The following is a 21,891-nucleotide window of genomic DNA, read 5'->3' as shown; positions in this document are numbered from 1 at the left end:
GAACCATGAAAGAGTTTGATTACATTGTGGTGGGCGGCGGCAGCGCCGGTTGTATCGTCGCCGCCAGGTTAGTCACGGAAGGCAATGCGCGCGTGCTGCTGCTGGAAGCCGGGCGCGATGAGTATCATCCGGTGTTAAAAATGCCAGCGGGTTATATGAAGTTTCTCGCCAGCGACAAATTCCTCACCATGCACCAGACCGAGCCGCAGCCACAGCTCAACGGACGCGGCGTGATTGTGCCGCAGGCGAAAGTGTTGGGCGGCGGTTCGACGGTCAATGCGATGGTGTATATGCGCGGCCATCGTCAGGATTACGCCGACTGGAACAGCGCGCTCGGCAATCAGGGCATCGACTGGTCGTGGGATGCGCTGCTGCCACACTTTACCGCCATCGAAGATAACGATCATCTTGGTGCGCCCTATCACGGCGTCGGCGGGCCAATGAAAGTGTCGCATCTCGGCCACTTCAGCCCACTTAGCCGCGCCTATGTGAAAACCCTGCAGGAATTGGGCATTCCTTACACGCCGGATTTCAATACCGGCAACCCGTTTGGCGTGGGCTTTATGCAGCACACCATTAACGGACAGACGCGCCAGCGCTGCAGCGTAGTAGATGCCTTTATCACGCCGCTACGCAAGGACGCGCGCTTGACCATCGTCACCGGCGCGCAGGTGGAGGAGATTCTGTTCGAGGGCACAAATGCCAGAGGCGTGAGCTACACACAGGATGGCCATCCGCAACGTGCCAGCGCGCGTAAAGAGGTGATCCTTGCTGCCGGTGCCTATCAAACGCCGAAGCTGCTGATGCTCTCCGGCATCGGTCCACAAGCCCAGCTGAAACAGCATGGCATCACGCTGCGTCAGCATTTGCCGGGTGTCGGCAAGAATTTGCAGGATCACTATGAAGTGCCGGTGGTTGCCAGCACCAACGGTGCCTTTGGCTATTACGGCCAGGATCGTGGCTGGTCGATGGTCAAAGCCGGCTTGCAATATATGTTGTTCAAAACCGGTCCGGTTACCACCACCGGCGTGGAAACCTGCGCTTTCTTTGACCCGCTCGATTTCGGCGCCACGCCAACTATTCAGATGTTCTGCGTGCCCACGGTGTATCTCGACCGCGACGTTATGGGCGCCGATCCTGGCCACGGCGTCACCGTCAATTCGCTGCTGCTGCGGCCCAAAGCCACCGGCGAAGTCACGCTGCGTGACGGCAACGCCAGCAGCTTGCCGATTATCGACACGCAAATTTTTGGTCATCCCGAAGATTTGGCGTGCACCATCGCCAGTTTCCGTTTTGCGCGTCAGGTCATTGCCGCCACGCCCATCGGCGCGATGGTGCAGCAGGAGATCTTCCCCGGCGCAGAGATCACGTCCGATGAAACTATCGCCGAACACTGCAAACGTATGGTGAAAACCGGCTATCACCCGGTCGGTACTTGCCGCATGGGCCACGATAACGATCCGCTGGCGGTGTTACATGACGATCTGCGCGTGCGCGGCGTTAACCGCCTGCGCGTGGTCGATGCCTCAATGATGCCCAACATTATCAGCGGCAACACCAATGCCATTGTGATGGCGGTGGCTCACCGTGCTGCTGAATTGCTATTGCAGACGCAGCAGAGCGAGAACAAGGAGCCCGCTTATGAGTGAAAAATTATCCCGCCTGCAGCGCGTACTCGCCTCCTGGCAGCTCGATGGTGTGCTGCTTACCCGGCGCGATAACATCGCCTGGCTGACCGACGGTGCCAGTTTTTACGTGGTGGAACGCGCTGAAATCGGTGTGGCGAGCCTTCTCATCACGCAGGACAAGGTTTTGCTGATCGCCCCTGAAAATGAGATGCCGCGTATCCTCGCTGAAGAACCGCAGCCGTTTGCCTGTGAAACGCTGAGTTATCCGTGGTTTCAATCGTTAAATACTTTGTTGCCTGTAGGCAAATTCGGCAGCGATACGCCGCAAAACGGCATGTCTGATATTCAGCCACAGATGGTCGTGCTGCGTCAGGGCCTGAACAGCAACGAGCAGCAGCGATTCAAAGCGTTGGGGCGCGAAGCCGCGCAAATTGTCGAAGGCGTGGCGCGCCAGTTACAAGCGGGCGTGACGGAATGGCAAGTGGAGTCCGAGATTGTCGCAGCCTGTCTGGCACGCGGTATTCGTCCGATGTGCACCTTAGTGGCGGCCGATGAGCGCATTGCGGCGTTTAAACATCCGGTGCCCACGCAGAAGAAGCTGCAACAACAAATGTTGATCACGCTCGGTGCCGAGCGTCACGGGCTGCACGTCAGTCTGACGCGGTTAGTGCATATCGGCGAACCTGGACCCGCATTACGCCAGCACCTCAACACGTTGTGTCAAATCCACGCCGATATTCTCTATGCAACACAGCCGGACCAAAGCTGGTCAACGCTATTTCAGGCAATTAAAGATGCCTATCAGCGGCACGGACATGGCGATGCGTGGCGCGATCATCATCAGGGAGGCCCGGCTGGTTATGGTTGCCGCGACGTGATCGTAACGCCAGAAACGCGCGGCGATATTCACCCTGATAGTGCCGTGGCGTGGAATCCCACGCTCAGCGGCGTAAAAAGCGAAGATACCTTTTTGCTCACTGCTGACGGCTGCGAAGCCTTAACGCGCAGTAGTGAATGGCCAATGATTACCGTGCAGCGCGGTGAGCATACGCTGCATTTCCCGGACTGGCTGGCGTTACCGGCATCTTCATAAGGAAGCGATATGTCATTACGATTACCCAATAAAAACGCGATTATCACCGGCGCTGGCAGCGGCATAGGCAGCGCGATCGCTACACTTTTTGCGCAACAAGGTGCACGCATGGCGCTGTTCGATCTCGACGGCGAAACCACCGAGGCGCTGGCGACAGAGTTGCAGCAGCAAAGTGGCCAACACTGTATTGCCTGTAGCGCAGATGTCACACACCCCGATGAGGTGCAACGGGCGGTGAACAAAGCGCAGCAAGCACTGGGCCCGATTGATATTCTGATCAACTGCGCGGGCGTGAATGTGTTTCGCGATCCACTGGCGCTGGAAGATGACGACTGGCAGCGCTGTATGGAGGTCAATTTGAAAGGACCCTACAACCTGATCCGCAGCGTGCTGCCGGGCATGCTGGCGCGGCAGTATGGCAATATCGTTAACGTCGCGTCGGTACACGGGCACAAAATCATTCCCGGCGCGTTTCCCTATCCAGTCGCCAAGCACGGTTTGATTGGCCTAACGCGCTCGCTGGGAGTGGAATATGCCAGTCAGGGCATTCGCATAAATAGCATTTCGCCGGGTTTGATCATGACGCCTGCGGCTGAAGCCTGGTTGGCAAGCTGCCCCGATCCACAAGCCGAGCGTGAACGGCAGGCCGCTTTGCTACCGTGCAAACGTATTGGTGAACCGCAGGAAGTGGCATATACCGCGCTGTTTCTCGCCTCGGACGAAGCGCGCTTCATCAACGCCACCGATATACTGGTTGATGGCGGACGCAGCCAGGTTTATCACGAGTAATGAATGATAATTGTAGGGTCGCCATTTATGGCGTAATGCTCGTCAGTTAAGCATCTTTCGGTCACCATAAATGGCGACCCTACAAAGGATTGGCGCGTTTTTCGTAGGGTGCGCATTCATGCGCACCTGCATACATATGGATAATAATGCTTAACTGAGCGGCATTAAGCCATTCATGGCGACCAATCCTTATTTATCCCTCAACCACTGGAATCTCATCCAGCCGAGTAAAGATCGCCATCCCCCGCTCCTTGCCAATCCGCACATCGTTATCAGCCCCCTGCGACGCGCCCGGAATACGTAAAATAGCGTCGCAACAGTGAATCAAACGATGCGCTACCGGATAGAGAAAAGATTCACTGATTTCATCGCCGATCTTCTGCGAACCGGCCGCGCTCGCCAGCGGCAACGCCAGCCATTCACCAATCACCGGCGTATGTCCGCGCTGGTAGACCTGCAGGGCAATTTGGTCTAATTTCTTAATGTTTTCATGAATTAACACTTCATTGCCGTTGGTGCCGCTGCGTACGGGTCCTGCGATTAGAATCAACATTGTGTTTCTCCAAAGGTTCAATTGTGTGGGCAAGCGTTTTTTTGCACGTTTTGCCCGGCGATGGGTGACAAAATCTACGCTAACATGCATAATCGTGCAGATACAAGCAAAAACATGAATGAGAAAATAATGCTCTCCAGCCAACGTAAACAGCAAATCCTCGCGATTTTGGGTGAGGAAAAACAGGTGATGTCGAGCGAGCTCAGCCAGCGCTTTGCGGTGTCCGAAGACTCAATCCGCCGCGATCTGCGTGAGTTAGCCGCCGAAGGATTATTGCAACGCGTACACGGCGGTGCGCTGCCGGTTTCTGCGGCTATCGCGCCGTTTGAAACACGCAAAAGCGTGCAAATTAGCTCCAAGCGTCTTATCGCGCAGAAAGCGGTCCAGCTGATTCAGCCGGGACAAGTGGTGATTATTGATGGTGGCACCACCACCGCCGAGATGGTGAAGCTGCTGCCGCCGGATCTGGCATTTACCGTGGTGACGCACAGCCCAAGCATCGCCGTGGCGCTGGTGGATTATCCGCTGGTTGAAGTGATCATGATTGGCGGCCTGCTCTATCGCCATTCGGTGGTCGCGGTAGGTGCGGCGGTGCTGGAAGGCATTGCGCGGATTAATGCCGATCTGTTCTTCATGGGCGTGACCGGCGTGCACAAAACGGCGGGATTAACCACCGGCAACTACGAAGAGGCCAGCGTGAAACGTGCACTTTCCGCCCGCGCGGCGGAAACGGTGGTGATGGTGTCGAATGAGAAGCTGAATTCCGCTTCGGCGTTTGCCATCGGCGAGTTATCACTGGCGAGTACGTTGATCGTTGATGCTCAACCCGATGACGAAATGTGCCAACTGCTGCGGAAAAAGCACATAACTGTGCTGTAAACGGCTATTCTTCGCTGCTGAACAATTAAGGTCATCGCACGCTTTCCAATCAAAGCCTATTCCGTAGCGGCGCGATTTATCGCGCAATGAATTGCGCCGCTACGATCCCTGCAAGCATTTTGATAATCAGGAGCTTAATAAGATGTCTGAGAATCCCACCATCGCCCTTATTGGACCGGGCGCGATTGGCACCACCATCGCGGCGGCGCTGCATGAAGTTGGACGCACGCCAACGATTTGCGGACGTACCGCGCATCCGCAGCTGGAGCTGCGTCACGACAGCGGCAAAATTATTGTTCCCGGCCCGGTGCTCACCAATCCCACCGAAATCGCGCAGCCTTTCGATCTGGTATTTGTGGCGGTGAAAACCACCCAGGTTGAGGACACCGCGCCGTGGCTCGCAGCGCTGTGCAATGAAAATACCGTGGTGTGCGCGCTGCAGAATGGCGTTGAGCAGAAAACCCAACTCGCGCCTTACGTCAATGGCGCAACCGTGCTGCCGTCGGTGGTGTGGTTCCCAGCCCAGCGCGAACCGGATGCCTCCGTGTGGCTGCGTGAAAAGCCGCGTCTGACGCTGCCAGAAACGCCGCACTCTGAGTTGGTGGTTGCGGCACTGCGCGACACGCGCTGCGCGGTTGATCTCTCCGCCGATTTCCTTACCATCGCCTGGCGCAAGCTGCTGCAAAATGCGGTTGCCGGTTTGATGGTGCTGTCGAATCGTCGTGCGGGCATGTTCCAGCGCAACGACATCAGTGCGCTGGCGCTGGCCTATTTGCAGGAGTGCCTGACGGTAGCGCGCGCCGAAGGTGCCGCGTTAAAAGATGAAGTGCCGCAGGAGATTGTGGAACGCTTCCACCGCGCACCGAGCGATTTAGGCACCTCGATCCTTGCCGATCGCCAGGCCGATCGTCCGCTGGAGTGGGATATCCGCAACGGCGTGGTGCAGCGTTATGGCCGGGCGCGCGGCATTCCCACCCCGATCAGCGATGTGATTGTGCCGCTGCTGGCGGCCGGTAGCGAAGGTCCGGGCTGAATCAACCTACACGTTTAAGGTCGCCATTCATGGCGACCACTCTCAACCGTCCTGCCTGCCAGTGTTTTATCCCGCCAACTTGCGAGATGTTGAAATCTTTACTAGGGTTTGCGCTTCTTCTGCCTCTTATAGCTTTCTTTTCCATTCAAGAAATTACGGCTGCGAAAGCTATAAGATCGCGCCATTTTCTCAATTGGGGAATTTATGAGCACAGGAACGGATACAACTCATTCAGCCACAGCCAGTGGCTTAACCGTTGATGACATCACCGTCATCGATAACAAATTGCTGAAACGCGCGGTCGCTGCCGCCGCGTTGGGTAATGCGATGGAGTGGTTTGATTTCGGCGTATACAGCTATCTCGCCGTGATCATTGGCCAGGTCTTCTTCGCCGATGCCAGCGCTGCCGCGCAGCTGATCGCTTCGTTTGGTACCTTCGCCGCAGCGTTTTTAGTGCGTCCGATTGGCGGCATGGTGTTTGGCCCGCTCGGCGACCGCATTGGTCGTCAGAAGGTGTTGGCGTTAACCATGATCATGATGTCGATTGGTACGTTCTGTATCGGTCTGATTCCGAGCTACGCCAGCATTGGTATCGCCGCGCCAATTCTGCTGCTGCTGGCGCGCTTGCTGCAGGGCTTCTCCACCGGCGGTGAATATGGCGGTGCCGCGACCTTTATCGCCGAGTACTCCACCGATAAGCGTCGTGGCTTTATGGGCAGTTTCCTTGAGTTCGGTACGCTGGGTGGATATCTGCTGGGTGCCAGCCTGGTCACCGCCATGATCGCTTTCTTACCGCATCAAACCATGATGGATTGGGGCTGGCGTGTGCCGTTCTTCCTCGCCGCGCCGTTGGGTCTGTTCGGTTTGTACATCCGATTAAAACTGGAAGAGACGCCAGCGTTTAAAGATCACATGGATAAGCGCGAAGAGATGGAGCACAACAAACCGCGTATGAGCGTGTGGCAGATGCTGCGCGATCAGCGTAAACCGCTGCTGAAATGTATTGGTCTGGTGCTGTTGTTCAATGTCTCCAATTATATGTTGACCGCCTATATGCCGAGCTATTTAACCGGCGTATTGGGAATGAGTGAATTATCCGGCCTGATGTTGGTGATGGTGATTATGTTTATCATGATGCCGCTGACATTAATGTGGGGACATTTAACCGATCGCATTGGCCGCCGTCCGGTGATTGGATTGGGTGCGTTGGGCTTGATTTTGCTGGCGATCCCGAGCTATATGCTGATTGGTTCCGGCAATATGCTGCTGGTATTCGCCGGATTAGCAATTCTTGGCTTATTACATACCTGCTTCAGCGGCACCATGCCCGCAACGTTACCGGCGCTGTTTGTTACCGATATTCGTTATAGCGCGCTGGCAATTGGTTTTAACTTATCGGTATCGCTGTTTGGTGGCACCACGCCGTTGATTACCGCCTGGTTGGTGGATAGCACGCACAACAATCTGATGCCGGCGTATTACATGATCGGTGCCGGCGTTATTGGTTTGCTGACGGTGTTGACCTTGAGCGAAACGGCGCGTAAACCGCTGAAAGGTTCATCGCCTGCGGTAGCGACAGAAGCCGAAGCGCATCGTTTGATCGATAAATTGCGTAAACGCAAGGTTAAGCATAAACCGGCGTAGACCGCAGGCCGCATCAATAGAGGTCGCCATGAATGGCGACCTCATCTAACCGAAGCGTAAAAATCCCCCTCTTGTTCGATAATTTCCGAAACCCGCCTGTAATCCATCGTCATGCGCCAGAAAAGGCCAAAATATCGACTATGATTTGTTGTCCGACCCAAGATTAATCCCGTTTTATTTATCGTTTTCAGCCAGTAGCGAATCGCTTGATGTCGTCCATTGCCCCTGCGTGGGCTAAACGAGGCAATTGAATGGAATTCAGATCATTTGAAAAATCCTGGGGCGCAGAGATTCTTGCTGATGACAGCGTCCGTTTTCGTGTTTGGGCACCTGGGCAGCAGCACATCACCTTAAGAGTTGCCGATAACGACGCAGCCATGCTCGACGCGGGCGACGGTTGGTTTGAGCTGCAAGTCAGCGGCGTTGCGCCCGGCGCAGAGTATAACTTTGTGCTGGCGGATGGCACGATTGTGCCAGACCCCGCTGCGCGCGCGCAAAAGGCTGCAGTTAACGGTCCTTCACTGGTGATCGATCCGCAAAACTATCGCTGGCAACATACCGCGTGGCAAGGTCGTCCGTGGCACGAAACCGTGGTCTACGAACTGCATATCGGCACTTTTACCCCAGAAGGCACTTTCCAGGCCGCTATCGCTAAACTGCCGTGGCTGGCCGAGTTGGGCATCACGCAACTTGAAGTGCTGCCGGTGTCGCAGTTTGGCGGCAATCGCGGTTGGGGCTATGACGGCGTGCTGCTCTACGCCCCGCATGCGGCTTACGGTTCACCGGATGATTTCAAAGCCTTTATCGATGCCGCGCATGCGCACGGTATCTCGGTGGTGCTGGATATCGTGCTCAACCACTTTGGCCCGGAAGGCAATTATCTGCCGCTGCTGGCGCCGGAATTTTTCCACCAGGAACGCATGACGCCATGGGGCGCAGGCATTGCTTATGATGTCGATGCGGTGCGGCGCTATATCGTGGAAGCCCCGCTCTACTGGCTGCAGGAGTTTAATCTGGATGGTCTGCGCTTCGATGCCATCGACCAGATTGAAGACAGTTCCAGCAAGCATGCACTGATTGAGATTGCCGAACGCATCCGTCAGGAAATTCCCCATCGCCCTATTCATCTCACCACCGAAGATTGCCGCAACGTTATCTTCCTGCATCCGCGCGATAAACACGGTAACGCGCCGCTGTTTAGCGGCGAATGGAACGATGATTTTCATAACGCGGTGCATGTATTCGCCACTGGCGAAACCCACGCCTACTACCAGGATTTCGCCGACGTGCCGGAGAAGTTAGTCGCGCGTGTGCTGACTGAAGGCTTTGCTTATCAGGGCGAACTGTCGCCGCAGAGTGGGCAGCGGCGCGGCGTGCCTAGCGCCAGCCAGCCGCCGGTGGCGTTTGTTGATTTCATTCAGAACCACGATCAGGTCGGTAACCGCGCGCAGGGCGATCGTTTGATCAGCCTGGCGGGCAGCGATCGCACCAAAGTGCTGCTGGCGACGCTGCTGCTGTCGCCGCACATTCCGCTGCTGTTTATGGGCGAAGAGTACGGCGAAACCAATCCGTTCCTGTTTTTTACCGATTTCCACGGCGATTTGGCCAAAGCGGTGCGTGAGGGTCGCGCGAAAGAGTTCACCGGCCACGCCGGGCATGACGAAGAGGTGCCGGATCCCAACGCCGAGCAGACCTTTACCCGCTCAAAGCTTGACTGGAATAAGTTACAAACGCCTGAAGGCCAGAGCTGGCTGGCGTTAACGCGCGAGCTGCTGGCGCTGCGTCAGCACTATATCGTGCCGCTGCTGGCCGATGCCGGCGGCAACAGCGGCAAAGTGCTCGCCACCGCTGAAGGCTTCGTTGCCGTCAGCTGGCATTTCCCACAGGGCGAACTGTCGCTGGCGCTGAATATTGGCAAGCAGACGCAACCTTTACCCGCCATGCCGGGCCGCACGATTTTCGCCTGGCCGCAAGAAACTGAAGCATTGCCACAACACGCCATCGTGGTGCGTTTGGATCAGGGAGCAACAACATGAGTATTCCAACTGCGACGTACCGCATTCAGTTCCGCAACGGCATGACTTTTGATCGCGCCGCTGCGCTGGTGCCTTATCTGCAACGCCTCGGCATCAGCCATCTTTATGCGTCGCCGATTTTCAGCGCCACCGCCGAATCCACCCACGGTTACGACGTGATCGATGCCAATGAGATCGAGCCCACAATTGGCGGCCGCGACGGCTTTAATCGTCTGGTTGAGGCGTTGCAGGACGCGGATATCGGCTTGATTATCGACATCGTACCGAACCATATGGCGGCCTCGCTGGAGAACGCCTGGTGGCGCGATGTGATTGAGTATGGCGAGAGCAGCCGCTATGCCAATCACTTTGATATCGACTGGACGCGCCGCCTGACGCTGCCGTTTCTCGGCGACAGCTTCGAGAACGTGCTGGAAAACGGTGAGCTGAGCATTAAAGCGCATCCGCAAACCGGCCATCCGGCGCTGGCGTATTACGACAGCTTTTACCCGCTGACGCCCGCCAGCTGGCAGGATCGCGCCGACGAGGTGCTGGCGATTACTGAAGCCAAAGCGATTGCAGAACTGCATGAGCAGCAGCCGTGGCGCTTGATCAGCTGGCGCGATGCACGCAGCGAGCTCTCCTATCGCCGCTTCTTTGAGATCACCGGGCTGGTCGGCGTGCGCGTGGAGGATGAAGCGGTGTTTGCCGATTCCCACCAGCTGATTCTTGAGCTGGTGCGATCTGGCGCGGTCAGCGGCCTGCGCGTCGATCACGTCGATGGGCTGGCCGATCCGCAAGGCTATTTGCGTCAGCTGCGCCAGGCCACCGGCCCGGATTGTTACATCACGGTGGAAAAAATCCTCGCCGAAGGGGAACAGATTCCTGCCGACTGGCCGATTTCCGGTACCACCGGCTACGAGTTTATTGCCGCGCTGTCGCACGCGCTGGTCGATGATTCGCAGATCGATACGCTGCATCTGGCGTATGAAGCCACCACCGGACAACGCAACGACGTTGAGGGCGGGCTGCGCGTAGCACGCGAATTGATGGTCGATCGTAATTTCGCCGGTGAGTTTGCGCGTTTACTCAAGCTGGCAACGCAGATTGCCGGTTCAGAACAGCGCAATCTCGGCGAAGCAGAACTGCACGTCGCGCTGCGGGAAATCCTCATCGCCTTCCCGGTGTATCGCACTTATGGCCAGCAGGATGGCATGCCGCTCGAAGGTGAAGAGCTGCTGCAACAGGTGCTGGAAATGGTGAAAAACAGCGCATCGCCAACGGTACTGAGTTTGCTGCAGGCGATTCTGCTGGGCGCGGTATCCGAAGAGAGCGAACAGGTCGCGCATGAATTCCGCGTGCGCTTCCAGCAGCTGACCGGACCGCTGATGGCGAAGTCGGTGGAAGACACGCTGTTCTTCCGCAATCACGTCGCATTAGCGATCAATGAAGTGGGCGCAGAACCGCTGCCGCACCCCTTCTCACTGGCGCATTTCCACAGCGAGATGCAAACGCGGCTGCAACAGCAGCCCGATGGCATCTCTTCCACCTCAACCCACGACACCAAGCGTGGCGAAGATGCGCGTGCGCGGCTGTATACGCTGAGCGAAGCCCCTGCACTGTGGGCGGAACACGTAGCGCGCTGGCGGCAGATTAATCAGGCGCAGGTGGTGGAGCTGGACGATGGCGCCGCGCCGGAGCCGGCAGTGGAATGGATGCTGTATCAGGCGTTAGCCGGTGTTTGGCCGACCACGTTGCAGCCGCAGGATGCCAGCCAACTCGAAGCACGCTTTATTCCCTTTGTGGAGAAAGCATTACGCGAAGCCAAACTGCGCACCGATTGGGCAGAGAGCAATGAAGCCTACGAAAAAGCGGTGCTGGATTACGCGCGTCATCTGCTTTCACCAACCAATCAGCTGTTCCTCAGCGATTTCAGCCACGCGTTGCAGCCGTTTATTCAGGCGGGATTGATCAACAGCCTGACGCAAACGGTGATCAAACTCACTGCGCCGGGCGTGCCGGATATCTATCAGGGCAGCGAAGCGCTGGATTTCAGCCTGGTCGATCCCGATAACCGCCGCACCCCGAACTTTGCGCTGCTGGAGCAGCAGCTGGAAGAGTCCGCTTCGCCCGACTTCAACGATGCGCAAAACTGGCTGAGCGGCAAACTGAAACAGCAGGTAATTGCGCGCTTGCTGCATCTGCGCCGTGATTATCCGCAGCTGTTCCGCGTCGGCGATTATCAGCCGCTGGACGTTAGCGGCGAACATCAGGAGAAAGTCATCGCCTTTGCCCGTCAGGACAGCGACCACGCGCTGCTGGTGATTCTGCCGCGCCTGAGTTTCGACAACGCGCAGTGGACGCAAACCGAAGTGGTGCTGACCGAGTCACTCGCCCATCGCCACTATCGCAACTTATGGAGTGGTGAAACCGTGACGATTGGCGATTACATTGCGCTGGATGAGGCGGCCTCAAGTGCGCCGTTAGTGCTGCTGAGCAGCTGATGCATCACCCGATTAATCTGTATGGAGAATAATTGATGACAAGTAAGCCTCTAGAAATTACAGCAGGTTCGGGACAAGTACTTGGCGCTAACTTTGATGGTCAAGGCGTGAATTTTGCGCTGTTTTCCGCCTGCGCTGAGCGTGTGGAGCTGTGTTTGTACGATGAGAGCGGCGAAAACGAAATCGCCCGCTTCGATATGCCGGAATATACCCACGAAGTGTGGCACGGTTACATTCCCGGCTTGCAACCCGGCGCGCTCTATGGTTATCGCGTGCATGGCCCTTACGAGCCGGAGCATGGACATCGCTTTAACCCCAACAAGCTGTTGCTGGATCCTTACGCACGCGAACTGGCGGGCGAACTGCAGTGGGATGAGTCGCACTTCGCGTATGATCTGCTGCATGAAGACAAGGATTTGAGTTTTGATACCCGTGACAGTGCGCCGTTTACGCCGAAATGCGTGGTCATCGATCCCAATGAATTTGACTGGCAGGATGCCAATCGGCCAAATATTCCGTGGTCGCAAACGGTGATTTATGAAGCCCACGTTAAAGGCTTCAGCCAGCTTAATCCGGCGGTGCCCGAAGAGATGCGCGGCACTTACGACGGTTTAAGCAATCAGGCTTCGATTGATTACATCAAAAGTCTGGGCGTGACCACCGTTGAGCTGCTGCCGGTACATGGTTTCCCGGACGATCAGCATCTCTTGGATCGCGGCCTGAAGAATTTCTGGGGTTACAACACGCTGGCGTTTTTCGCACCGGCCACGCGCTACTTTGGTCCGCGCGGCATTCAGGGCTTCCGCGATATGGTACGCGCCTTCCACGATGCCGGTCTCGAAGTGATCCTCGACGTGGTTTACAACCACACCGCCGAAGGCAATGAACTCGGCCCAACCTTGTCGTTTAAGGGCATCGATAACTACTCCTATTACCGCACGCTACCCGATCAGCATCGCTATTACATCAACGATACCGGCACCGGCAACACCGTAAACACCTCGCATCCACGCGTGCTGCAGATGATTCTGGATTCACTGCGCTATTGGGCCGAATCGATGCACGTTGATGGCTTCCGCTTCGATCTCGGCACCGTGCTGGGCCGTGAGCCAGAAGGCTTTGACGAACGTAGTGGCTTCTTCGATGCCATTATGCAAGATCCGGTGCTGTCCAAACTGAAGCTGATTGGTGAGCCGTGGGATATCGGGCCGGGCGGCTATCAGGTTGGCGGCTTCCCGCCGGGCTGGGCGGAGTGGAACGATAAGTATCGCGATACGGTGCGCGAATACTGGAAAGGTGACATGGTCACTAATGACTTTGCCGCGCGCCTGCTGGGTTCCGGCGATCTCTACGATCAGCGTGGCCGTCGTCCGTGGTCCAGCATCAACTTCCTAACCGCACACGATGGCTTCACGCTAAACGATTTGGTTTCGTACAACGAGAAACACAACGAAGCCAACGGCGAAGACAACAACGACGGACACAATGATAACCGCTCGTACAATTACGGCGCCGAAGGCCCGACTGACGATGAAGGCATCAACGCGGTGCGTGAGCGGCAGAAACGCAACTTCCTCGCCACGCTGCTGTTCTCGCACGGCACGCCGATGTTGCTGGCGGGCGATGAGTTTGGCCGTAGCCAGCTTGGCAACAATAACGGCTACTGCCAGGACAGCGAGATTTCCTGGCTGCATTGGGAAAACCTGCCGCCTTCCGCCGATGCCCTGCGCGACTTTACCCGGCATATTTTGGCGTTAAGGGCCAGGCAGCCGCTGCTGCGCCGTGAAAGCTGGCGTGATGGTATGGAAATCAAATGGTTTAACGCCGGTGGCGGTTTCCAGCAGGCCGACCAATGGGATGATGGCACCACGCTCGGGGTGTATCTCGGCCGTCCGGATTTACAACCCGAAGAAGGCATCTGGCATGACGTACTGATGCTGTTTAATCCGTACGAAGGCAACGTGCCGTTCCGCATCCCGCAGTTTGGCGAAGGCGGATGGGTGCTCGAACTCTCCACCTCTGATGGCGTTGAAAAAGGATTAGTGATTACCAAAGAGAAGGATTTCGAGCTGGAAGGCCGCAGCATGGCGCTGTTCCGCAGGCCGTAACCCTTCTTTTTCTCGATGCGCAATAAATTGCGCCGCTACCAAGTGAGTGCACGTATCTGTAGCGGCGCGATTTATCGCGCTCTGTTGCAATCCTCCCCGCTAACCCCCCTGTCTCTGCAACGATATGAGTTACCGGTTTTAAAAATAAATTAACTAAATTCCTTAATCTGCCGATGGTTATTAATCTGCCCTCTTCCCTACACGGCTTTTGCCGGGACGCTTTAAGATTAAGGATAATAAAATGAACATCTCCCAACGTCTGTTTGCCACCTTTTCCATACTGTTTGGCGCCATCATCCTACAAGCGATACTCGCCATTTCCTTACTCTCTGGTTTTCAGGATCGCTTTGAATATGTACAGGCCAATGCGATTCCTTCGATCAAAGATCTGGGAAAACTGATTGATGGCAGTAACCAGCTGGCGCTGACGCTCTACAAACACAAAAGCCAGACCGACGACAGCAAAATGCCTGCTATTGAGGATGAGATTCAGAAACAGCTGGCGGATTTGAAAGCGCAGACCGATTACTACATGGCGCACGATATCTCCAGCGATGAAGATAAGCGCTTAACCGAAGTCGCTTATGCCAATATTCAGCACGTCACCGCCGCACTGGCGCCGTTTATAACCGCTTCGCGTGCGCATCAAAATGATATCAGCCTCGGTCTGATTGATGGGCAAACCGGCATCGGAGCCGCCATTCGCCAGTTGATTAGTGATTATCAAAAACAGCTGCAGCTGAATATCACCATCGGCGATGAACTGCGCGCCACCAACCGCAGCACGTTCCACTCCGTGTTATGGACCACCATCACCGGCGTTATTGCCACCGTGCTGATTTTTGGTGTGCTGTCGCTGTTCACCGTCTTGCGTATTCGTCGTAGCTTGTCTGCGGCAGGCAACGTCATGATGGCCGCCAGCGAAAACCTCGACCTGACGTTGAAAGCAGATGAGAGCCGTCGCGATGAGGTTGGTAATATGGCGCACTCGTTCAATATTCTGATGGATCGAGTGTCAGACGCCCTCGCATCGGTGCGTCAGGCGTCGCAATCGGTCAGCAGCGCGTCGGTGCAGATTTCGGCAGGCAATGAAGATCTCTCATCACGCACTGAGCAACAGGCGGCATCGCTAGAGCAGACAGCTGCCAGCATGACCGAACTGAGTGAAACCGTGCGTCAGACCGCCGATAACACGCGCCAGGCAAGCCAGCTCGCCGCTAACGCCAGCGGATTGTCGGAGAAGAGCAGCACATCACTGACCACCATGCTTTCAACCATGGATAACATTCGTGGCAGCTCGCGCAAGGTGACGGAGATCGTTTCAATCATTGAAGGCATCGCTTTCCAGACCAACATTTTGGCACTCAACGCCGCGGTTGAAGCGGCACGCGCTGGGGAACACGGCAGAGGTTTTGCGGTAGTCGCCGGTGAAGTACGCAATTTATCGCAGCGCTCCACCACCGCCGCGCGGGAAATTAAGACGCTGATCGAAGAGTCGCATCGTTTGACCGAAGCGGGTGCCGAGCAAGCGAGCGATGTTGGCCACAATATGAGCGTGATGAACGATGCTATTCATCAGGTAAGTCAGTTGGTTGAAGAGATTGCCGCTGCTGCCGTTGAGCAGAGCCAGGGCATTTTGCAGGTACAGCAAGCGGTGAATCAGATGGATGATGTTACACAGCAGAACGCCGCGCTGGTGGAAGAAGCGTCTGCCGCTTCGCAGTCGCTACAGGAACAGGCTGGGAATCTCAACCAGCTAGTGGGTAAATTCCATGTCGCGGTTGCTGGCGAGATGCGCCAGACGCAGGCTGTGGTGCGTACGGCTTCGTTCGTGAAACCTTCGCGCGTTGCGGTGGTGAATGACGCCGATTGGCAGAGTTTTTAAAAAGTCAGTCCATACGTGATGGTGATGTACTGATCATTTGTCATGCCTTACTTAACACTGAGGCTGCAAAATGCAGCCTCAGTGGTGTTACTTATGTTTCAAAGCCATTTCGCTATCAATATTGATAGTTAAATTGCTCTTCAAACTCGGTAATACCCTTATTTTCGCTGACAGATGTGACATTTTGATCCGATTTTTGTCCCGAAATGAGGGTATCAATGTGCATATGGCTTTCATCGATAGTCAATACCCATGTCTGCTCATCAAACTGTATGTCTTGGGCGAAAAGCAGAGAGCTCTCATCGCTTAATAACTGATCATACTGCAACGACATTAATGAGAAACTTTCAGTACTGTTTTCTGTATAAACCACTTCAAAGGCTGCGCTTCGTTCACCCATGACCACAATTTCTATGGTATTTAAACCCGGCGCCAGTACAGGATTAAAGCTCCACTCTCCTGAGAAGTTAGAGTAATCAGATAACATAAACTCCCCGTTAATCCACAACTGTACAGGTGTCAATGGCGGAACCTGGCCACCCGAAACCAACGGCGTACGATCGTTCGTCATACCGCCATTTTCAATAGCACCGATCTGACCTTCATCAGCCCAAACCTTATCAATTTCATAATGCGGCTTAATGCCAAGTGAAGGCTGAACATCGATGGTATAGGTTGCGCTAGTGATTCCATCAGCAGCGACGGTCAGTACATTAATTCCGTCATTTAATTGTGGACGGTAATTCCAATAACCACGGCTATCTGCCGTTACTGTCCCCACAATATTACCGTTACTGTATATCGTCACCAGACTTCCGGCAGTTGCAGTGCCCGAAATAAGTGGGGTCGCATCATCAGTTTGTTCATAATTTCTCACTAACCCCATAGCGCCGTCATCGTCGAATACGCTCAGGATTGCGACTTTATAAGCCTCTTTGGAGACAGTGACATTCACTGCTTCACTCGAGCGGCTGCCGTTTTTAACCACTAGGCTGTAGTCCCCGTCTTTAAGCGATGTACGATAGCCCCAATTACCCTGGCCGTCTGCGTAAACACCCGTAAGGTATTGACCGTTTGCCCATATGGCGACGAAAGAATTAGGCGGCGCAATTCCTTGCAATAATGGACGGCCATCGGTAAGTCCACTGCCGCCATTTAATGCTTCAACTTCTCCACGCATAGACTGGACAGAGAGGATGGCGCGCTCTGGCATTGGTTCCGGCTCTGGCTCTGGCTCTGGCTGCGGCTCCGGTTCTGGCTCTGGCTCTGGTGTTGGCTCTGGTGTTGGTTCCGGAGTAGGTTCTGGTGTTGGTTCCGGCGATGTTGCTTCAGTCCGCAGCTGGATGAGGAATGGCTCACTGAACGCCCCATTATCTGAAACTACGCGGAACTGATGATCACCTTCAACCAGATCTAAAGCGAATTCCCATTGCCCATTGTCTCCAACTCTAGCGCTACCCAGTTGTCCGCTCTCATTGAAAATATAAACAAGCGTACCCGCAACGCCATTGCCACATAATGTTGGCGTAGCGTCTGCAATTGTGCCTCCGTTTGTATGATAGCCCCCCCACCAGCGGTTATCCGTGTATACGGCAAAAATGTTAGGCAATGCAGGCTCAGGAGTCGGTTCTGGTTCCGGTTCTGGTTCCGGTTCTGGTTCTGGTTCTGGTTCCGGTTCTGGCTCCGGTTCTGGCTCCGGTTCTGGCTCTGGTTCTGGCTCTGGTTCTGGTTCCGGTTCTGGTTCTGGCTCCGGTTCTGGTTCTGGTTCTGGTGTTGGTTCCGGAGTTGGCTCTGGCTCAGGAGTCGGTTCTGGCAATGCTGATGGTATTACTCCGATCACAAAATGCCCCGAACTCTGACCATCAACAACTACGTGGATATCGTTGTTTTCAGTTTTTAAATCTAATGGATAGGTCCAACGGCCAGTATTACTTGCCAGCGCCGTTCCTACTTCCTGAGTGTTCACATAAATATGGACCACACTACCCGGCATGGCTGTGCCAACCAGTTCAGGATTGGCGATTGGAAACGTCTCGCCAGAATGCGAAGTAGTTAAACCATCACCGTTAGCACGCAGAATTTCTGGTGCTTCAATACCGGGTGCTTTGACAAAGAATTCAGTAGGATAACTGCGCACACCATTGGCGGATACCATGATAATATTATGGCCCAAAGTTAGGCCTTGTGATGGTGTGAACTCCCATGAGCCATGAATAGACTGCGTGCTGCCGATTAATACTTTATTAGCATAAACGTGAATGATCGCGCCATGTTGCGCGCTGCCATACAGCGTAGGTCGGTCATCATCTGTTACTGAGGAAGATCCAATATAGCGATGCACGCCGACATCATCGTACATACTGCCAATTACCGGCGTTGGGCGATAAGGCGTATCTGCTAAAATAGTCACGGCTTGACTGGTAATATTGTCAGATACAACAGTAAGTGTATTTTGACCTTTGACTATAAAGACGTTGAGAGACCACTTACCTTCATCGTTTGTCATTTGGCTGCCGACTTCCAAGCCATCTGAATATATCCGAACTAACGTATTGGGTGGCGCTCGACCAACTAACAGCGGTGTATCATCGTGGATAATAAGATCGCTTTTCATTTCAATCAGGCCACTTGTATCGTCATAAACATGATCAATTGACGGTACAATCTCAGCCGACTCGCTAGCAACATTCACAACAAAAATGTCACTTATGCCACCATCTTCTGACATAATTTTTATTTCATTTCGCCCCGCGTTCAGAGACGAGTAATAACTCCACTCACCTAGATGGTTTGTGTAATCGCGAGAGACAAGAACATCATTAATATAAATCTTTACTGATGAATACGCTCTAAGTTTCCCACTAAAACTTATTGTATCACTAGAAATAGTATTGCCGCTTACCAAATTAACGTCTTGATTTCCATTTTCAAATATTTGGTTGATTATCGGTTTGCTTACATAGCTATCAGAAACCTTAACATCAAAGCCGCCATTAAACGTTCCATCTTTGCCAAGAAGAACAAGATAGTTGTCTCCGGAAAATAATACTGGAGACATTTTCCAACTACCGTCTTCACCGGCTTTAGCACTACCAATAAGTCTGCTATTAGAATACAGTCTTACCACTTCGTAAGGTTGTGCAGTGCCATAAATGTCGGGATTTTTATCATCGGTGGCAGTGCCTGAATGAACGAAACCCGCATTGCCGACATTGTCGTAAACGTGTGTTATTTGGGCTCCTGCCGAATGTTGCACCTGAACGTTAATAACAAATGATTCACTACGGCCTGTTTCTGAAACAACCCGAAAATTATGCTCTCCGTTGGCCAAGACCGGCGTAAAGCTCCAGTCACCATTATGGTCGGCGAGAAAATGTGCTATGACATTGTTGTTATCGACTAACTGAACCCATGAGAATGGTTCAGCCGTACCACGTAAGGTTGGCGTACGATCCTGAGTAATATCGCCTTGCTCAACTTGACCGGATGCTAATGCATCGGAATAGACAGAGGCAATACTGAGTCTCTCATCAAAAGCCGTTTGATTAAGATGTTCATTTTTTAACTTCATATTAAAAATTCCTTTTATAACAATGAAAGGTCACACAAGCGGGCCATTGCTATTATTTGTAGCCCTCCGGTCTTACAACAATAATTATAAATTTTAAAATTATCTCCAAGCCGGGTCTTGCAAGAAAAAATTCTTTTTTACGTGTTGAACCTTACAATGATGGACTTATTTATATTGACACATTATTAAATCCACTCTAATAGGAGATGATAAAGCGTCTATTTCATTACGGGATAAAAATTGCACATAAAAAAAGTCCGAAAACATGACGTTCCCGGACTTTTAAAATTGAAGGAATGACTAAAAGACTTACAGTGTGTTCAGATTGTATTCCTCTTCCAACTGCTGCGCCGACAGCATATCTTGTCCGATACTCTCAACGATGACACCGGTATCAAGCGTCGTAATTGCCATATCTTCTTCACTGATATTCAGTTCAACAATCTCTTGCTGTTCGTCATCTGATGGTTGGGCAGCAAAGATCATCATTGAAGCGTCAGCCAGTAACGATGACATCTCCGGTAACTGAGCATCATTCACAGGCACGATATTCAGCACAAAGACATCGCTTGATTTGCCTTTCTCATCTACAGCAACAAACGAATGCCTACCCGACTGCAGCGGCTCAACAATATCGATGGTCCACGCACCATTCCAACCGCTGGTTGCCGTTCCGAGCAGCTCACCTTCACCATTGAACAATGAAATCTGAGAGAAAGGTTGGGTGCTGCCATGGAAAGTAGGTGTGGTGTCATCCATTAATTCACCTGACCAGCGCAATCCTTGCAGATCACCCGTATCATCCCAGGCAAACATAAGCGGGGCCGGTTCTGGATCGCGCAGATTTAGCGTAAACGGGTTGCCGGAAAGGCCAAATTCGTTTTGTGCATAGAAATCATATTTGCCCGGTGCCAGTGGTTCGCTCGGTATAAACCGCCAATCACCACTGTTATCTGCCGTGGTACTGCCAATCACATTATTGTTGCCATCGACAATGGTCACAATTGAATTTGGACGGGCATACGTACCATAAATCTCAGGCTGCGCTACATCCGTCCAACCATTATTTTGTACCCATTGCAGGCTACCAACGCTATCGTGAACAATACCAATTAGCGGAATATAGTTGAGCATTTCTGCATCTTCAGGCAGCTCAGCAACTGGAATATAAGTGAAACTATAACCTTCGCTGTACTGCCCACCTGAAGTGACATAGAAGGAGTTTGTTCCATTAACATTCACAACGACTGGCACGCTCCAGTTACCGAATTGGTCTGCAGTGGTCCAAAGTGGCGTGCGTGAGCCCGTTTGGTCAATCGCTACTTGCGCATAAGGTTGCGCGGTGCCTTGCAATACAAAGCTTGTTCCATTTGAAGCCCCACCGTTCTCAATCAAGTCGCCATCGGCAAATAGACCGGTAATCGTAGGCGCAACTTCCAGGGTAATGTTGAACACTTCACTGGTGATGCCATTTTCCACGACAGAGATTTCATTAAGGCCCGGATTAATTGACGCATCAAAAATCCAGTTACCGTTAATATCTGCAGCCGCGCTACCGATATTTTGCGTGCCACGATAAATCTGAACGATGGCGTTAGGTGCGGCAGTTCCCTGCAGTTGTGGCGTAGCATCATCAGTTGCAGCGTTGTGATAAACGTAGGTTCTCACACCTTCATCATCATGAGCGAAGGAAATAGCTGGGGCAGGCGATCCCACCAACGTTACCGTTGTCGTTTCACTGACATCATTGCCATGGGCAATGCTTACGCGGTTTTCCCCATTAAACAGTGCGGTATAGAAGGACCAATCACCGTTGTCATTGACAATAATCGTTGCCACTGCCTGCTCGTTAATCAACAGTGTGATCATTGAACCCGCCGGCGCCTTACCAAACACGTTAGCCATGCGCTGATATGTCACATCACCGTCACTACCTAATGGATATACCGTCAACTCAGGTTCTACCGGTATCACAACCGGCGCAAAATCAATGTTGAACACGTCGCTGCTCACACCCTGTGAAACCACGGTAATACTATTCGCGCCCTCGCTCAGAGTCGGCGTGTAACGCCAATAGCCGAATTGATCTGCCATGATCGTGTCTACCCGGCCTTCGTTGATCCAGATTTCCACTACCGCATTATTGCCTGCACGCCCTTCAAGGCGAGGTGTGGCATCACTGGTGGTAC

Annotated in this window: 13 protein-coding genes; 10 read left to right on the top strand and 3 right to left on the bottom strand. The window is 53.6% G+C overall.

Annotated features, from left to right (window positions below):
- Positions 1 to 5: 5 nt before the first annotated feature.
- The 3 genes from HX773_RS15990 to HX773_RS15980 are packed head-to-tail and all read left to right on the top strand — an operon-like array spanning position 6 to position 3,510.
- Complete coding sequence (locus HX773_RS15990; protein ID WP_176972332.1) at positions 6 to 1,649, top strand: GMC family oxidoreductase; 1,644 nt, start codon at positions 6 to 8, stop codon at positions 1,647 to 1,649.
- A complete protein-coding gene (locus tag HX773_RS15985; protein WP_176972331.1) occupies positions 1,642 to 2,721 on the top strand; it encodes a Xaa-Pro peptidase family protein in 1,080 nt (359 codons plus the stop codon). The genes HX773_RS15990 and HX773_RS15985 overlap by 8 nt, the downstream gene beginning before the upstream one ends.
- A gap of 9 nt (positions 2,722 to 2,730) precedes the next feature.
- Positions 2,731 to 3,510: an SDR family oxidoreductase gene (locus tag HX773_RS15980; RefSeq protein WP_176972330.1), complete on the top strand. Its 780-nt coding sequence runs from the start codon at positions 2,731 to 2,733 to the stop codon at positions 3,508 to 3,510.
- Positions 3,511 to 3,703: 193 nt separating this feature from the next.
- On the opposite strand, the gene HX773_RS15975 is transcribed toward HX773_RS15980, so the two are convergent.
- On the bottom strand, positions 3,704 to 4,063 hold the full coding sequence (locus tag HX773_RS15975) for an NUDIX hydrolase (RefSeq protein WP_176972329.1): 360 nt from the start codon (positions 4,061 to 4,063) through the stop codon (positions 3,704 to 3,706).
- Between the two features lie 129 nt (positions 4,064 to 4,192).
- Here HX773_RS15975 and HX773_RS15970 point away from each other — a divergent pair, with 129 nt between their 5' ends.
- The 7 genes from HX773_RS15970 (at position 4,193) to HX773_RS15940 (ending at position 16,131) form a co-directional block, all read left to right on the top strand.
- Positions 4,193 to 4,942 (top strand): DeoR/GlpR family DNA-binding transcription regulator, encoded by a 750-nt coding sequence (locus HX773_RS15970; protein WP_176972437.1) that lies wholly within the window; start codon positions 4,193 to 4,195, stop codon positions 4,940 to 4,942.
- 142 nt (positions 4,943 to 5,084) lie between these two features.
- The gene (locus tag HX773_RS15965) at positions 5,085 to 5,975 is read left to right on the top strand and encodes an oxidoreductase (RefSeq protein ID WP_176972328.1); all 891 of its coding nucleotides are present in this window, start codon (positions 5,085 to 5,087) and stop codon (positions 5,973 to 5,975) included.
- A gap of 204 nt (positions 5,976 to 6,179) precedes the next feature.
- Positions 6,180 to 7,619, top strand: coding sequence for a glycine betaine/L-proline transporter ProP (gene proP / locus HX773_RS15960; RefSeq protein WP_176972327.1), 1,440 nt, complete (start codon positions 6,180 to 6,182; stop codon positions 7,617 to 7,619).
- Between the two features lie 251 nt (positions 7,620 to 7,870).
- Positions 7,871 to 9,655: a malto-oligosyltrehalose trehalohydrolase gene (gene treZ / locus HX773_RS15955; RefSeq protein WP_176972326.1), complete on the top strand. Its 1,785-nt coding sequence runs from the start codon at positions 7,871 to 7,873 to the stop codon at positions 9,653 to 9,655.
- Positions 9,652 to 12,138, top strand: a complete 2,487-nt coding sequence (gene treY / locus HX773_RS15950) for a malto-oligosyltrehalose synthase (protein ID WP_176972325.1) — start codon at positions 9,652 to 9,654, stop codon at positions 12,136 to 12,138. The genes treZ and treY overlap by 4 nt, the downstream gene beginning before the upstream one ends.
- 35 nt (positions 12,139 to 12,173) lie before the next feature.
- Positions 12,174 to 14,246 (top strand): glycogen debranching protein GlgX, encoded by a 2,073-nt coding sequence (glgX, locus tag HX773_RS15945; RefSeq protein WP_176972324.1) that lies wholly within the window; start codon positions 12,174 to 12,176, stop codon positions 14,244 to 14,246.
- 241 nt (positions 14,247 to 14,487) lie between these two features.
- A complete protein-coding gene (locus HX773_RS15940) occupies positions 14,488 to 16,131 on the top strand; it encodes a methyl-accepting chemotaxis protein (RefSeq protein WP_176972323.1) in 1,644 nt (547 codons plus the stop codon).
- A 115-nt stretch (positions 16,132 to 16,246) separates the two neighbouring features.
- On the opposite strand, the gene HX773_RS15935 is transcribed toward HX773_RS15940, so the two are convergent.
- Together HX773_RS15935 and HX773_RS15930 are read right to left on the bottom strand one after the other, a co-directional pair.
- Positions 16,247 to 19,702, bottom strand: coding sequence for an Ig-like domain-containing protein (locus tag HX773_RS15935; RefSeq protein WP_176972322.1), 3,456 nt, complete (start codon positions 19,700 to 19,702; stop codon positions 16,247 to 16,249).
- Positions 19,703 to 20,011: 309 nt separating this feature from the next.
- Positions 20,012 to 21,891 (bottom strand): Ig-like domain-containing protein (locus tag HX773_RS15930; RefSeq protein ID WP_176972321.1); only part of this gene is annotated, 1,880 nt, incomplete at its 5' end.

The organism is Pantoea sp. B9002 (assembly GCF_013385945.1).
Lineage (GTDB): Bacteria > Pseudomonadota > Gammaproteobacteria > Enterobacterales > Enterobacteriaceae > Pantoea.
The sequence above is the reverse complement of the archived record's forward strand: the minus strand, read 5'-3'. Positions and strand labels throughout refer to the sequence as shown.

What these genes read in the sequence shown, in the direction of transcription:
- HX773_RS15965 (WP_176972328.1), top strand. Translation starts at nt 5,085, where the DNA reads ATGTCTGAGAATCCCACCATCGCCCTTATTGGACCGGGCGCGATTGGC.
- HX773_RS15985 (WP_176972331.1), top strand. Translation starts at nt 1,642, where the DNA reads ATGAGTGAAAAATTATCCCGCCTGCAGCGCGTACTCGCCTCCTGGCAG.
- HX773_RS15940 (WP_176972323.1), top strand. Translation starts at nt 14,488, where the DNA reads ATGAACATCTCCCAACGTCTGTTTGCCACCTTTTCCATACTGTTTGGC.
- treZ (WP_176972326.1), top strand. Translation starts at nt 7,871, where the DNA reads ATGGAATTCAGATCATTTGAAAAATCCTGGGGCGCAGAGATTCTTGCT.
- HX773_RS15970 (WP_176972437.1), top strand. Translation starts at nt 4,193, where the DNA reads ATGCTCTCCAGCCAACGTAAACAGCAAATCCTCGCGATTTTGGGTGAG.
- HX773_RS15980 (WP_176972330.1), top strand. Translation starts at nt 2,731, where the DNA reads ATGTCATTACGATTACCCAATAAAAACGCGATTATCACCGGCGCTGGC.
- treY (WP_176972325.1), top strand. Translation starts at nt 9,652, where the DNA reads ATGAGTATTCCAACTGCGACGTACCGCATTCAGTTCCGCAACGGCATG.
- proP (WP_176972327.1), top strand. Translation starts at nt 6,180, where the DNA reads ATGAGCACAGGAACGGATACAACTCATTCAGCCACAGCCAGTGGCTTA.
- HX773_RS15975 (WP_176972329.1), bottom strand. Translation starts at nt 4,063, where the DNA reads ATGTTGATTCTAATCGCAGGACCCGTACGCAGCGGCACCAACGGCAAT.
- HX773_RS15935 (WP_176972322.1), bottom strand. Translation starts at nt 19,702, where the DNA reads ATGAAGTTAAAAAATGAACATCTTAATCAAACGGCTTTTGATGAGAGA.
- HX773_RS15990 (WP_176972332.1), top strand. Translation starts at nt 6, where the DNA reads ATGAAAGAGTTTGATTACATTGTGGTGGGCGGCGGCAGCGCCGGTTGT.
- glgX (WP_176972324.1), top strand. Translation starts at nt 12,174, where the DNA reads ATGACAAGTAAGCCTCTAGAAATTACAGCAGGTTCGGGACAAGTACTT.